Annotated in this window: 11 protein-coding genes; 4 read left to right on the forward strand and 7 right to left on the reverse strand. The window is 70.8% G+C overall.

All coding sequences use genetic code 11. From position 1 onward, the window contains the following. Positions 1-39 precede the first annotated feature (39 nt). Complete coding sequence (locus tag ACTJJZ_RS04195; RefSeq protein WP_440719919.1) at positions 40-3,108, forward strand: alpha-mannosidase; 3,069 nt, start codon at positions 40-42, stop codon at positions 3,106-3,108. 219 nt (positions 3,109-3,327) lie between these two features. Here the strand turns inward: ACTJJZ_RS04195 and ACTJJZ_RS04200 are convergent, their stop codons facing one another. Together ACTJJZ_RS04200 and ACTJJZ_RS04205 are read right to left on the reverse strand one after the other, a co-directional pair. Further along, entirely contained in the window at positions 3,328-3,801 is a 474-nt protein-coding gene (locus tag ACTJJZ_RS04200; protein WP_440719920.1) for an S-ribosylhomocysteine lyase, read from the reverse strand. A 619-nt stretch (positions 3,802-4,420) separates the two neighbouring features. After that, positions 4,421-5,236 carry a serine hydrolase domain-containing protein gene (locus tag ACTJJZ_RS04205; RefSeq protein WP_440719921.1) on the reverse strand — a complete coding sequence of 272 codons (816 nt, stop codon included), beginning with the start codon at positions 5,234-5,236 and terminating at the stop codon, positions 4,421-4,423. Between the two features lie 107 nt (positions 5,237-5,343). Between ACTJJZ_RS04205 and ACTJJZ_RS04210 the strand changes: the two genes are divergently transcribed. After that, positions 5,344-5,940, forward strand: coding sequence for a carboxymuconolactone decarboxylase family protein (locus tag ACTJJZ_RS04210; RefSeq protein WP_440719922.1), 597 nt, complete (start codon positions 5,344-5,346; stop codon positions 5,938-5,940). Continuing rightward, positions 5,937-6,833 (forward strand): RNA polymerase sigma-70 factor, encoded by an 897-nt coding sequence (locus ACTJJZ_RS04215; protein WP_440719923.1) that lies wholly within the window; start codon positions 5,937-5,939, stop codon positions 6,831-6,833. Before ACTJJZ_RS04210 ends, ACTJJZ_RS04215 begins: the two co-directional genes overlap by 4 nt. Positions 6,834-6,922: 89 nt before the next feature. On the opposite strand, the gene ACTJJZ_RS04220 is transcribed toward ACTJJZ_RS04215, so the two are convergent. The 5 genes from ACTJJZ_RS04220 to ACTJJZ_RS04240 all read right to left on the reverse strand — a co-directional run bounded on the left by ACTJJZ_RS04220 (position 6,923) and on the right by ACTJJZ_RS04240 (position 12,661). Further along, complete coding sequence (locus ACTJJZ_RS04220) at positions 6,923-8,308, reverse strand: glycine--tRNA ligase (RefSeq protein ID WP_440719924.1); 1,386 nt, start codon at positions 8,306-8,308, stop codon at positions 6,923-6,925. 208 nt (positions 8,309-8,516) lie between these two features. Beyond that, positions 8,517-9,395 (reverse strand): NAD-dependent epimerase/dehydratase family protein, encoded by an 879-nt coding sequence (locus ACTJJZ_RS04225; RefSeq protein ID WP_440719925.1) that lies wholly within the window; start codon positions 9,393-9,395, stop codon positions 8,517-8,519. Positions 9,396-9,479: 84 nt separating this feature from the next. Continuing rightward, complete coding sequence (locus ACTJJZ_RS04230; protein ID WP_440719926.1) at positions 9,480-9,869, reverse strand: hypothetical protein; 390 nt, start codon at positions 9,867-9,869, stop codon at positions 9,480-9,482. 298 nt (positions 9,870-10,167) lie between these two features. After that, a complete protein-coding gene (locus tag ACTJJZ_RS04235; protein ID WP_440719927.1) occupies positions 10,168-12,153 on the reverse strand; it encodes a M13 family metallopeptidase in 1,986 nt (661 codons plus the stop codon). Between the two features lie 82 nt (positions 12,154-12,235). Continuing rightward, on the reverse strand, positions 12,236-12,661 hold the full coding sequence (locus ACTJJZ_RS04240; RefSeq protein WP_440719928.1) for an SRPBCC family protein: 426 nt from the start codon (positions 12,659-12,661) through the stop codon (positions 12,236-12,238). A 169-nt stretch (positions 12,662-12,830) separates the two neighbouring features. On the opposite strand from ACTJJZ_RS04240, the gene ACTJJZ_RS04245 reads away from it, so the two are divergent. Further along, positions 12,831-14,498: a GspE/PulE family protein gene (locus ACTJJZ_RS04245; protein ID WP_440719929.1), complete on the forward strand. Its 1,668-nt coding sequence runs from the start codon at positions 12,831-12,833 to the stop codon at positions 14,496-14,498. Positions 14,499-14,559 lie beyond the last annotated feature (61 nt).

Here is a 14,559-nt window from a genome sequence, read left to right on the forward strand (position 1 = left end):
GATGCATCCTCTGATTTTCGCACCGCGAAGGAGCGCCCCGTGCACGAAGAGACCTCCCTCACCCTCGGCCGCGTCGCCCGCGTGCTCGGCGAGCGCGTCCGTCCCGCCGTCCATTCCGCCCGGATCCCGCTCGAGATCGGGGTGCACGCGCTGCCCGGCGAGCCGATCCCGGCCGCCGAAGGGCTCGCCCTGGAGTACTCCCCGTTCCAGGCGGGGCAGGCGTGGGGTCCCGCCTGGGGCACCACCTGGTTCCGGATCCGCGGCGAGGTGCCCGCGGCCTGGGCGGGCAAGCAGGTCGAGGCGCTCATCGACCTCGGCTTCGACGTGAACATGACGGGCTTCCAGTGCGAGGCGCTCGCCTACCGGGCCGGCGCCGGCGGATCCGAGCCGATCCCGGTGAAGAGCCTGAACCCGCGCAACCAGTGGCTGCCGGTCGACGTCGCGGCGGGCGGCGCCGTGGAGTTCTACCTCGAGGGCGCCTCCAACCCGGTGCTGCTCGACTACCACCCGTTCCTGCCCACGCAGGAGGGGGACATCCTCACCGCCTCGCCCGAGCCGTTGTACCGCGTGCGGCACATGGACCTCGCGGTCTTCGAGCCGGAGGTGTTCGACCTCTCCCTCGATCTCGAGGTGCTGCTCGAGCTGCAGGCAGAGCTGCCCGAGACCAGCCCGCGGCGGATGCGGATCCTGCAGGCGCTCGATGACGCGCTCGACGTGCTCGACCTGCAGCGGATCGTCGAGACCGCCGCCGACGCCCGCGCCGAGCTGGCCGAGGTGCTCGCCGCACCCGCCGACGCGAGCGCGCACCGGATCGCCGCCGTCGGCCACGCGCACATCGACTCCGCCTGGCTGTGGCCCGTGCGCGAGACGATCCGCAAGGTCGCCCGCACCACCTCGTCGATGACCACGCTGCTCGAGGAGCAGCCTCAGTTCCGCTACGGCATGTCCAGCGCGCAGCAGTACGCGTGGATGAAGGAGCACCGTCCGGAGGTGTGGGAGCGGATCAAGGCCGCCGTCGCCGAGGGCCGGTTCCTGCCGCTCGGCGGGATGTGGGTGGAGTCCGACACCGTGATGCCCACCGGGGAGTCGCTCGTGCGGCAGTTCTCGCACGGGCAGCGGTTCTTCGAGCGCGAGTTCGGGATCCGCTCGAAGGGCGTCTGGCTGCCGGACAGCTTCGGCTACTCCCCCGCCCTGCCCCAGCTCATGCGCCGGGCCGGCTTCGAGTGGTTCTTCACGCAGAAGATCTCGTGGAACCAGCGCAACGTCTTCCCGCACCACACGTTCGACTGGGAGGGCATCGACGGATCCCGCATCTTCACGCACTTCCCGCCGATGGACACCTACAACTCGCAGCTGTCCGGCATGGAGGTCGCCAAGGCGTCCCGCCAGTTCAAGGAGAACCGCCTCGCCACCCGCTCGATCGCACCGGTCGGCTGGGGCGACGGCGGTGGCGGCACGACGCGCGAGATGACGGGCAAGGCGTCGCGTCTCGCGTCGCTCGAGGGATCCGCCCAGGTGGAGTGGATCCATCCCGACGAGTTCTTCGACGCGGCGAAGGCCGAGCTGCCGGACCCGGCGGTCTGGGTCGGCGAGCTCTACCTCGAGCTGCACCGAGGCACTCTGACCAGCCAGCACGCGACCAAGGCCACGCACCGCCGGGCGGAGCAGGCGCTGCTCGAAGCCGAGCTGTGGACCGCGACCGCGTCCGTGCGTCTCGGCGCCGAGTACCCCTACGACGAGCTGGAGGAGCTCTGGCAGCAGGTGCTGCTGCACGAGTTCCACGACATCCTTCCCGGCACCTCGATCGCGTGGGTGCACCGCGAGGCCGTGGCCGTGCTGTCCGGCGTCGTCGCGGACGCGTCCGCGCTCGCGGCTGAGGCCCGCGCGGCGCTCGCGGGATCCGGAGACGTGGAGCTCGTGTTCACGCCGACGTCGGTCGGCGTCGGATCCGGCGCCCAGGCGCTCGGTGCGACGGCGCTGCGCCCGGTCCCTGAGCTTGTCGAAGGGACTGCCACAGGCCCGGGCGCTTCGACGAGCTCATCGACCGGATCCGTCGACCTGGAAGAGACCGCCTCCGGCTTCCGCCTGGAGAACGACCTCATCGCCGTCGTGGTCTCTCCCGAAGGCCTCATCGTCTCCGCTGTGGACAAGGCCTCGGGCCGTGAGGCGATCCCGGCCGGGAAGCCCGCGAATCTGTTCCAGCTGCACCAGGACTTCCCGAACATGTGGGACGCGTGGGACATCGACCGGTACTACCGCAACCGGGTGGACGATCTCACGGCGGTCTCGTCGATCGCGGCATCGATCGAGAACGGCGTGGCGAGCATCGTCGTGGAGCGGTCCTTCTCGGTCTCCTCGATCCGCCAGACGATCTCCCTGGCTCCCGGCTCACGCACCGTGATGCTGCACAACCGGATCGACTGGAACGAGGCGGAGAAGCTGCTCAAGCTCGCCTTCCCGCTGGACGTCTTCGCCCGCGAGACGCTCGCCGAGACCCAGTTCGGCTTCCAGCGCCGCGTCACCCACGTGAACACGAGCTGGGAGGCGGCCAAGTTCGAGACGTCGATGCACCGTTTCGTGCTCGCAGCCGAGGACGACGGGTTCGGCGTCGCCCTCGTCAACGACTCGGTCTACGGCTACGACACCAGCCGGGAGTCGACCGGGGATGAGGCCTCGACGACCGTGCGGCTCTCACTGCTGCGCGCCCCCCGCTTCCCGGATCCGGAGACCGACCACGGCGTGCACGAGATCGCCGTCGGTCTCGTGATCGGCGCCGATGCCGCGATCGCCACGGCGGAGGGCATCGCGCTGAACGCCCCGGCGAGCGTCGTCCGGGGCGCGAACGAGGTCGAGCCGCTGGTCGCCGTGTCCGGCGAAGGCATCGTGGTGTCGAGCGTGAAGCTCGCCGACGACCGCTCGGGCGACGTGATCGTGCGCCTCTATGAGGCCCTCGGCCGCCGCACGACCGGAACGCTCTCCGTCGGTTTCGAGCACGCCGGAATCCGCGAAGTGTCGCTCATCGAGGACGAGCTGGACGCGCCCCGCACCGGCGAGACCCTGTCGCTGCGCCCGTTCGAGGTGCGCACGCTCCGCATCGCCCGGGCCTGACGCGCTCCGGCACGTACGGGTCGGCTCGCGCGGGTCGGCTCGCGCGGGTCGGCTCGTGCGGGTCGGCTCGCGCGGGTCGGCTCGCGCGCGGCGCCCAGCGAGCCCACTCCCACCGAGGCCCCCTCGCAGCACCGACGCCCCCTCCCGCTGACGCACCCCAGAGGGGGCGTCGATGCGCAGAGGGGGCGTCGATGGTTGCGGGGGCGCAAGCAGTGCGGCTCAGCCCAGGACGCGGGCGAAGGCGTCGCGGCTGATGCCCTGCTCCAGGATCCGCGCGGACCACTCCCGCGCGCTGTGCAGGCTGTGGTCGCGGTAGTTGCCGCACTCCACGGCGCTGACGCCGGGCACGTCGCTCCACTCCGCCTTCTCGGCGATGAAGCGCAGGCTGTCCGTGATCGCGTCCACGAGCGCGGGCACCTCGGGCCGGCCCCACATGATGAGGTGGAAGCCGGTGCGGCAGCCGAACGGCGAGACGTCGATGACGCCGTCCACGCGGTCGCGCAGCAGCGAGGCCAGCAGATGCTCGACCGTGTGCAGGCCGGCGGTGGGGATCTCGCCCTCGTTGGGCTGCACGAAGCGCACGTCGAAGTTCGAGATCTCGTCGCCGCGGGGCCCCCGCTCGACGCCGATCAGGCGCACATAGGGCGCCTTGACGGCGGTGTGGTCCAGGGTGAAGCTCTCGACCTCGGCCATGGCGGATCTCCTTCGGTGGGCGATGAATGGCAGGCCGGATCCGGCCCGGATCCGAGGGTACTCCGCTCGCCGCCGACGAGGGCCCGAGCCCGCAATACGCCGAAGTCTGCAACACGGACGGGTTCTGCTGGGGCGGGGCCGGGATACGGGGGCTGGGATCCGGGCGGCGGGGATCCGAGGGCCGGGATCCTGAAGATGGATAACGACGCTGCGCGCACGTTCCCGGCAACGTTTTCCATCTCCCATGGCGTGGCGCGTCCTGAAGATGGAAAACGACGCCGCGCGCGCGTTCCCAGCGGCGTTTTCCATCCCCGCGGGCATGGCGCGTCCTGAAGATGGAAACGTCGCGCGCACACGGCCCCGGCAACGTTTTCCATCTCCCACGGGCATGGCGCGTCCTGAAGATGGAAAACGTCGCGGCGCGCACGGCCCCGGCGGCGTTTTCCATCTCCCACCGCCACGGCACGCGTCCAGAAGATGGAAAACGACGCTGCGAGGGCGTCCGCGGCAACGTTTTTCATCTCGCTCCGGGCCTGCCCCGCACCGCCGCACCATCCCTCACCCGCACCGCGCCACCGCACCGCTCCGCGCCACCCGCGCCGCGACGCACGCCCGGGGGTCAGGACCCGTAGCGGGCCGCGATCTCCTCGGTGAGGGCGGGCCAGATCCGCTTGTGCTCTTCGCCGAAGGGGACGCCGGAGAGGAACGCCGCGGCGATGTCCCGCGACCGGTCGATGAACAGGAAGCTGCCGAGCGCGCCGAAATGGCCGGCGGTCTCGGGCGGGAACGTGTCGCTCAGCCAGTGCGGGCTCTTGGCGCCCTTGAGCTCGAAGCCCAGGCCCCACTGGTTATCGAGGTACGAGCCGTAGCCGGGCACGAGGCCGCGCAGGCCCGGCCGCGAGACGGTGAGCGCGAGATCGCGCAGGGCGACCGGGATGAGCACGGGGCGGAGCACCTCGCGACCGAAGCGCAGCAGGTCCTCGACCGAGGAGAGCGCGCCCGCCGACGGGCGGCCGGTGACGTCGGTGTGCTCCATGCCGAGCGGGAGGATGACCTCGCGCAGCATCCAGTCCGCGAAGTCCATCCCGACCGCATCGGCGACGTGTTCCGCAAGGGCGTCGAAGCCGGCGTTCGAGTAGACGCGGCGCTCGCCCGGAGCCTTCTGCGGCTCGGATCCCTCCATCGGCAGCCCGCTCGTGTGGTCGAGCAGGTTCAGCACCGTCGCCCCCGGGGGCCCGGCCGGCTCGTCCAGATCGATGAGCCCGCGCTCGACGGCGACGAGCGCGCCCCATGCCGTGAGCGGCTTGGTGACCGAGGCGAGCGGCAGCACCGCCTGCGGATCCCCCTGCACGGCCCGCGTCGCATCGGGGCCGGTGACCCCGACCAGGGCGGTGTGCGGGAAGCCGTCGGTCGCGGCGAAGGTCGTCGTCTGCACGGATCCATCGTCCCATGAGCCGCCTTCGGATCCGGATGTCACGGATCCGCCCCGGGCGGTGTCTCCATGTCGAAGGCACGAGAACCGTGCCGCAGAAGGAGCAGATCATGACGAACCAGACCAGGATCCCCGCCGTCGAGGTCACCGGCCCGCTCGGCGCCGTCGTGAAGACCGTGGCGCGGCGCAAGCTCGGCCTCGTTCCCGACTCGCTCGGCGTGATGTGGCAGCACCGACCCGTGATGATGGACATGATGCGCTTCGGCGGGAAGACCGAGAAGTGGGGCGAGCTCGACAAGAGCCTGTCGACGCTGGCGACCATGGCGGCGGCCGCGACGGTCGGGTGCAGCTTCTGCCTCGACCTGCACTACTTCATGGCGCACGACCACGGCCTCGACGAGGGGAAGGCCCGCGAGGTGCCGATCTGGCGGGAGTCGACCCGGTTCACGCACCTGGAGCGCCTGGTGATGGAGTACGCGGAGGCGATGAGCCAGACGCCGCCCGCCGTCACCGACGACCTTTCCGACGACCTGCGCGAGGAGATCGGGGCACCTGCGCTGCTGGAGCTCGCCGCGAAGGTCGGCTACCTCAACGCGACCGCCCGCATGAACATCGCCCTCGGGATCCACTCGGACGGCTTCGCGGACGCCTGCGGACTGGCGCCGCTGGCAACCCCGGCCGCGACCCGCGTAGCGTCGGACTCGTGAGCGACGCGAACGAACCGGAGCCGGAGGATCCCTTCGTCGCGCATCGCGGCCTGCTGTTCACGGTCGCGTACGAGATGCTCGGATCCGCGGCCGACGCCGAGGACGTGCTGCAGGAATCCTGGCTGCGCTGGGCGGCGGCGGATCGCGACGACGTGCGCGATCCGCGCGCCTACCTCGTGCGGATCATCACGCGGCAGGCGCTGAACCAGCTGCGGACGGTCTCCCGCCGACGCGAGGAGTACGTCGGGCCGTGGCTGCCCGAACCGCTGCTGACGGCGGCGGACGTCGCCGACGACGTGGTGCTCGCGGAGAGCGTGTCCGTCGCGATGCTCACGGTGCTCGAGACCCTGGGCCCGACCGAGCGCGCGGTGTTCGTGCTGCGCGAGGTGTTCGACGTGCCGTTCGACGAGATCGCCGCCGCGGTGGGCAAGACCCCCGCCGCCGTGCGCCAGATCGCGCACCGCGCCCGTGACCACGTCGCCGCCCGGCGGCCCCGCATCCCGGTCGACGCCTCGGAGCACGACCGCGTCGTGGAGCGCTTCATCGCCGTGATGAACTCGGGCGATGTGCAGGGGCTCATGGACGTGCTGGCTCCCGACGTGGTGTCGGTCACCGACAGCGGCGGTCTCGTGCGGCACGCGGCGCGGCGGCCGCTGCACGGCGCCGGCCGGGTCGTGGCGTTCCTGCAGGGCAGCATCGCCAAGCTCGACACGGCCTTCGCGGTGGTCCCGATGCGGGTCAACGGCACCCTCGCCGCGGGCGTCCGGGTCGGCGGCGTGCTGCTCGCGGCGGTGAGCTTCGCGGTCGAGGACGGCCGGATCGTGCAGGTGTTCTCGGTCGCGAACCCCGGCAAGCTCGCCGCTCTCGACGCCGAGGCACCCCTCGCCCGGTAGCGGACGGGATCCGGAACCGGCACGCTATCGGATCCGGGAAGCACGAAGCGCGGCTCCCGGAAGGGAACCGCGCTTCGGCGACAGGGGTCTCAGGCGCCCTTGAGCCGCTCGGACAGGTAGGCGTCGAGCTCGGCCAGCGGCACGCGCTCCTGCGCCATGGTGTCGCGGTCGCGCACGGTCACGGCGTCGTCCTCGAGCGAGTCGAAGTCGATCGTGACGCAGAACGGCGTGCCGATCTCGTCCTGACGGCGGTAGCGGCGGCCGATCGCGCCGGCGTCGTCGAAGTCGATCGCCCAGTGGCCGCGCAGATCGTCGGCGACCTTGCGGGCGAGCGGCGACAGTCGCTCGTTCCGGCTGAGCGGCAGCACCGCCACCTTGACCGGGGCGAGGCGAGGGTCGAGGCGCAGCACGGTGCGCACGTCGGTGCCGCCCTTTGCGTTCGGCACCTCCTCCTCGACGTACGCGTCGACGAGGAACGCCATCATCGAGCGGGTGAGTCCGAACGAGGGCTCGATCACGTACGGCGTGTAGCGCTCGCCCGAGGCCTGGTCGAAGTAGCTCAGGCTCTGCCCCGACGCCTCGGTGTGGCTGGACAGGTCGTAGTCGGTGCGGTTGGCGACGCCCATGAGCTCGCCCCACTCCTTGCCCGGGAAGCCGAAGCGGTACTCCACGTCGATGGTGCCGGCGGAGTAGTGCGCACGGTCCTCCTCCGGAACGTCGAAGCGGCGCATGTTGTCGGGGTGGATCCCGAGGTCGATGAACCAGTTCCAGCACTCCTCGACCCAGTGCTCGAACCACTCCTGCGCCTCGGCGGGCGGCGTGAAGTACTCGATCTCCATCTGCTCGAACTCGCGGGTGCGGAAGATGAAGTTGCCGGGGGTGATCTCGTTGCGGAACGCCTTGCCGACCTGGCCGATGCCGAACGGCGGCTTCTTACGGCTGGCGGTGAGCACGTTCGAGAAGTTCACGAAGATGCCCTGCGCGGTCTCCGGACGCAGGTAGTACAGGCCGGACTCGTCGTCGACGACGCCGAGGTAGGTCTTCACGAGGCCCGAGAACGCCTTCGGCTCGGTGTACTGGCCCTTGGTGCCGCAGTTCGGGCAGGGCACGTCGGCCAGGCCGTTCTCTGCGGGGCGGCCCTTGCGCGCCTCGAAGTCCTCGATGAGGTTGTCGGCACGGAACCGCTTATGGCACTGCAGGCACTCGACGAGCGGATCCGTGAACGTCGCGACGTGACCGGACGCCTCCCACACGCGCTTGGGCAGGATGATCGAGGAGTCCAGGCCGACCATGTCGCCGCGGCCGCGCACGAAGGTCTGCCACCACTGCCGGCGGATGTTCTCCTTCAGCTCGGTGCCGAGGGGGCCGTAGTCCCAGGCCGACCGGGAACCGCCGTAGATCTCACCCGCTTGGAACACGAACCCGCGGTGGCGGGCGAGGGCGATGACCTTGTCAAGACGGGACTGTTCGGCCACGGTGGCTCCAATGGTCGCGATGATGCGGGGATCCGTGCGTGATCACGCACCCGACAATCCTATCGGCGCGGCGCCGCACGCTTGATCGGATCCAGGGCGGGATGCTCCGTGCCGGCGTGCCGTCGGTGCGACACCGCGGGCCCGGTGCGGCCGACGGCGTGCGGCCGGATCCGCTGCGGAGGGTGCCGAGCGGATCCGGCCTGCTTCCTCAGGCCCGCGTCGTCGCAGCCTCGCCGAGGTACACGCCGGCGGCGAGCTGCTCCACGAGCGGTCGCCCGATCGGCTCCCAGCCCAGCTCGGTGCGCGCCTTCGCCCCGGTTGCCTGCTCGTCGAGCAGCAGCGCGTCGGCGAACGCCTCACCGAGGCGGGCGCGGGTCTCCTGCGCGCTCTCGGGCCGGACGCCCTCGGGGACGCCGTATCCGCTCGCGATCGCCTCGCCGAGCTCGCGCACCGTGGGGTTCTGCCCGGAGGCGCCGATGTAGGTCTGGCCGGCGCGGCCCTTCTCGAGCGCGAGCACGTAGAGCGCCGCGAGGTCGTCGACGTCCACGGTGGTCCAGTGCTGGCTGCCGTCGCCGATCAAGCGCACACCGCCGTCGGTCTGGTCCGTGAGCAGCCGCACCAGGCCGGCGCCGCGCCCGTGCACCACGGCGGGCGCCACGACGATGCCGCGCACACCGGCCGCGCCCAGCACCCTGTCCTCGCCCGCTCCGCGCCATGCGGTGAGCGCCGGCCGGGCGATCGGGCTCTGCTCGGTGATGTCGTCGGACGACCCGTAGCTCCAGATGCCGCCGGTGTGCACGAACGGCTTGCCGGTGCCGTCGAGCGCACCGAGCACGGCGTCGATGAACGCCGCATCGCCCTCGGCGGTGGACGCGGTGTGGATCACCCCGTCGGCGGCTGCAGCCGCTTCGGCCACGAGCGCGGTGTCGCCGACCTCGCCGACGAGCGCGGTCGCGCCCGCCTCCTCGACGCTGCGAGCCTTCGCCGTATCGCGGACGAGCGCGGTCACGCTGTGGCCCTCCGCGAGAAGACGAGCCAGGACGGATGTGCCGATGTAACCGGTCGCGCCGGTGAGAAGAACCTTCATGCCTTTCGCGAACGCCGGATCCGTGCCGGTATTCCCGCGGACGTTCCGCGCGGCGGGTCCGTCCTGATGCGACGACGGCGGACGCTACCGCGTGATGGTGCGCCCGTCGGGATCGCCGGGAGCGAGCGGACGCAGGCGCGCGGGCAGCGGCCAGGTCAGGTCGTGACGTTGCGCGGGCGGGCGCTGCATGTCGCCGAAGTCGTCGACCTTCACGGTGATCCGGCCGTCGCCCTCCGGCACGACCTCCACGATCCGCACGCGCAGCGGATCCCCCTCGCCTTCGAGGATCCACGGATCCGCGAGCCAGCCGATGCCGTGCTCTTCGAGTGCCGCCTCGGCGTCGAGCCAGTCGATCGGTCCGGTCAGCTCGCGCCCGAGCACGTCGACGGCCAGCCAGTCGTCGCCCTCAGGGCGGATCCAGCCGAGGAGCTCTCGGTCGTCCCGGCGATGCGGCGTCCAGTCTGCGGGGATCATCCCGCGAGCCTAACCCGCCGGGGTCGTCGAGCGAGGACGCCCGGCACGACCCAGCGCCGCCATCGGTCCTCAGAGATGGAAAACGTCGCCGGGAAGCGCCCCGCAGCAGCGAAATCCATCTCCACTCCCGGCCGACCCTCCCTCAGAGATGGAAAACGCCGCCCAGCAGCGCGCCGCAGCAGCGAAATCCATCTCCGCGGGGCGTCGCGGATCGCCTCGCCTGCGGCTCGCTCAACGACCCCGGGAGACGGCGAACGCCCGCCCCGGGGTGAGCCGGGGCGGGCGTGAGGTCACGGCGTCACCAGATCGTGACGCGCTCCTCGGGGGCCAGCCACAGGCGATCCGACTCGGTCACGTGGAACGCCTCGTAGAACGCGTCGATGTTGCGCAGGATCTGGTTGCAGCGGAACTCGTTCGGCGCGTGCGGGTCGATCGTGAGCAGGCGGATCGTCTCGGCCTCGCGGCTCTTCTGCTGCCACACCTGTGCCCACGACAGGAGGAGGCGCTGCACGCCGGTGTAGCCGTCGATCTCGGGTCCTTCGACAGGCTCGGGAACCGACGGGTCGGAGCGGAGCGCGATCTCGTACGCCTTCAGCGCGATGCCGAGGCCGCCCAGGTCGCCGATGTTCTCGCCGATCGTGAGGGCGCCGTTCACGTGATGCTCGGGAGACAGCCCCTCCGGGACGAGCACGTCGTACTGCGCGATGAGCGATGCGGTGCGCTGCTCGAAGGCGGCGCGGTCCTCGTCGGTCCACCAGTCCTGCAGCTTGCCGTCGCCGTCGTAGCGGCTGCCCTGGTCGTCGAAGCCGTGCCCGATCTCATGACCGATCACGGAGCCGATCCCGCCGTAGTTCGCGGCGGCGTCGCGCCCCGCATCGAAGAACGGGTACTGCAGGATCGCCGCGGGGAACACGATCTCGTTCATGAGCGGGTTGTAGTAGGCGTTCACCATCTGCGGCGACATGAACCACTCCTCCCGGTCGATCGGCCGGCCGACCTTGCGGATCGTGCGGTCGTGCTCGAACTCGGCGGCCCGCCCGGCATTGCCGACCAGGTCGGCGGCGTCGACGGTGACCGTGGAGTAGTCGCGCCACACCTTCGGATGCCCGATCTTGGGCGTGAAGGTCGCCAGCTTCTCCAGGGCGCGCTCGCGGGTCGCGGGGCTCATCCACTCGAGTGTGGCGATGCTCTGCCGGTACGCCTCGAGCAGGTTGCCGATCAGCTCGTCCATCGCGGCTTGCGCCTCCGGCGGGTAGTGCCGCTCGACGTAGACCTTGCCGACCGCGTCGCCGAGCGATCCCTCGACGAACGCGACGCCGCGCTTCCAGCGCTCGCGGATCGTGGGGACGCCGGTGAGCTCGGTGCCGTAGAACGAGAAGTTCTCCTGGACGATGTCGTCGGTGAGGTAGGCGGCGAGGCCGTGCACGACCTTCGCGCGCAGCCAGGCCTTCCAGTCGTCCAGCCGCTCGGGCACGAGCAGCGAGCCCAGCCCCTCGAAGAAGCTCGGCTGGTAGACGACGACCTCGGCGAAGGCCTCGGGGTGCACGGCGGCCACCGTGTCGCGCCACGGCGCGAGGTCGACGCCGACGAGCTCCTGCAGCTCGGCCCAGCTCTTCAGGTTGTACGTCTTCACCGCGTCGCGGCTGGCCACGTTGTCCCAGTGGTATCCGGCGATCTCGTGCTCGAGCGCGAACGCCCGCTCCGCCTGGTCTGCGGCGTCCACGACACCGGCGAGGGTGAGGATCCGCTCCGCGTGCGCACGGTAGGCGGCGCGGGTGCCCGCGAAGTTGTCCAGGCGGTAGTAGCTCTCGTCCGGCAGGGACAGCCCGGCCTGCACGACGAACGGCACGTAGCGCTCCGGGTCGCCCGGATCCGGCTCCACGAACACCCCGATCAGCGCCGCGATCCCCTGCCGGTCGAGAGCCCCGGTGAGCGCCAGGAACTCCGGGATGGACTGGACGGCGTCGACCGCGGCAAGCGGGTCGGCGAGCGGGGCCGTGCCGAGCGCGGCGATGCGCTCGGTGTCCATGAAGCTCGCGAACAGGTCGCCGATCTTCCGGGTCTCGGTGCCCGGATCCGCGCCCTGCGAGTCCTCGATGATCGCGCGGACGTCCTTCTCGGCCTGCTCGGCGAGCATGTGGAAGGATCCCCAGCGCGCTTTGTCGGCGGGGATCTCGGTGTTCTCGAGGAACGTGTGGTTCACGTGCCGGTAGAGGTCGTCCTGGGGGCGGATCGCGGGGTCGAAGTCGCCGATGGCGAGTCCGGAGGGGAGAACGTCGGTCATGCGCTCAGCCTATGCGGCCGTACCGGGCATCGCAGGGTCTCCGGACGCCGCGCCGCGCCGAGGATCAGCCGACCGCCGGGCCTCACCGCTCCAGCAGCGCCTTCGCCTTGTCGAGCGCGGCCATCTCGGCCGTCATGCTCTTCTGCACCGGCCCGCTCAGCAGCTTCTTCACACCGCTCAGCTCTGCGGACAGCACGAACTCGACCGTCGTGCCGCCCTCGTCCGGAGCGAACGTGTAGCCGCCGATAGGCCGCACGGGGCCGCTGATCGTGGCGAAGGCGTAACGGGTCGGCGCGGAGCGCTCGGTGATCCGGATGTCCGCGTCGATCGAGCGCCCGCCGGGACCGGCGATCACCTGATGCACGGTCGCGCCGACGGCGGACTCGCCGTTCGCGCGCATCTCGATGATGCCGCTCCTCCACTTCGGATCGTTAGCGGGGTCGGTGAAGAACGCGAAGACCGACTCGATGGGCGCGGCGATCCGGATCGTCCGGGATGCGGTGGGCATGACGCGATTATCCCGCTCAGTGCGCCGCGGAAGAAGGTTCGGGCGGGATTCCCCTCGCGCGGGCGGGACGGGGCGTCCGGCGACCGGAATATCGATCGTCCACGACGGCCCGCGCGGATCTAGGATGAGCAGTGGAGCGGCGTGTGGGGCGCCGCGGGATGGGGATCCCATGCGCGGCTTGGGGCAGATGCTCGTGCTGACCGGCGCGGCGCGCGCCGACGACGTCACGGCGGCGATCGGCGTCGTCGGAGACGGCGACCAGCTCTCGCCGTATCTTCTGCGGCAGGGGCTCGTCACGGAGGCCGGCCTCGCCGAGGCGGTGTCGGTCAGCACCGGGATGCCGTACGTCGACCTCACCGGCTACCCGCTGGATCCCGAGGTGATCTCGCTCGTGCCCGGCAACCTGTGTCGGCGGTACCGGCTGCTGCCGCTGCGCCGGATGCGCGACCAGCTCACCGTCGCGATGCTCGACCCGACCGACATCATCGCGCTCGACGACATCGCCAGCATCACCGACCTGCGGGTGTCGCCCGTGGTGGTCACCGGCGAGGCGCTGGACCAGGCGTTCGAGCGGTTCCTGCGGTCGGACGAGGAGCTCACCGACCTGTCCGAGCAGATCGGCGAGTCGTCGTCGAGCTCGACGATCGTGTTCACCGAGCAGCTCGACGACCAGGATGCGGACGCTCCCGTGGTGCGGTTCGTGAACCTGCTGATCACGCAGGCGATCAACGACCGCGCGAGCGACATCCACATCGAGCCCGGGGAGCACCGCCTCGCGGTGCGGTTCCGCATCGACGGCGTGCTGCACGAGATGCAGCGTGCGGACCGGAGCATCCAGGACGGCGTGATCTCGCGCCTGAAGATCATGTCGTCGATCGACATCGCCGAGAAGCGCGTACCGCAGGACGGCCGCATCTCGGTACTGCACGAGGGGCGCAGCATCGACCTGCGGGTGGCGACCCTGCCGACCGTGTGGGGCGAGAAGATCGTCATGCGGATCCTGGACAACAGCGGCCAGCTCATGGCGATGTCCGATCTGCGGTTCTCGGAGCCCAACGAGCTGCGTTTCACCCAGGCGATCACACGCCCGCACGGCATGGTGCTGGTGACGGGCCCGACCGGATCCGGCAAGTCGACGACGCTCTACACGGCGCTGCGCACGGTGGCGAACCCGCGGGTGAATGTGATCACGGTCGAGGATCCCGTGGAGTACCGGATCGCGGACGTCAACCAGATCCAGGTGAACCCGCGTGCGGGCCTGACCTTCGCGACCGCGCTGCGCTCGATCCTGCGGGCGGATCCGGACGTGGTGCTGGTCGGCGAGATCCGCGACCGCGAGACCGCGCTGATCTCGATCGAGGCCGCGCTGACCGGCCACCTGGTGCTGTCGACGCTGCACACGAACGACGCGCCCAGCGCACTGACCCGTCTGGTCGAGATCGGCACGGAGCCGTTTCTGGTGGCGACCGCGCTGAGCGCCGTGGTCGCGCAGCGGCTGGCCAGGCGGCTGTGCGTGAAGTGCCGCCTGCCGATCGACGACGACCGCGCGATGCTCGAGGCGGTCGGCATGCCGCAACCCCTGATCGACGGGGCGGAGGTTCACCGTGCGGTGGGCTGCTCGGCCTGCTCGAACACCGGCTACCGCGGACGCATCGCGCTGCACGAGGCCATGGAGGTCACGGACCGGATCGAGCAGTCGCTCGTGGGCCGCGCGACCGGCGGCGAGCTGCGCGAGATCGCCCTGGAGCAGGGCATGATCCCGCTGCGCGACGACGGCTGGGCGAAGGTCGCGCAGGGCATCACCACGATCGAAGAGGTGCTGCGCGTCACAGTGTGACCGGTCGGCGCCCAAAAGACCGCGTCGCACCGGCCGATGAGCCTGGTGCGACGCGGTCGCG

This window comes from Microbacterium sp. 22242 (genome assembly GCF_052045495.1).
In the GTDB taxonomy this organism is placed as follows: Bacteria; Actinomycetota; Actinomycetes; order Actinomycetales; family Microbacteriaceae; genus Microbacterium.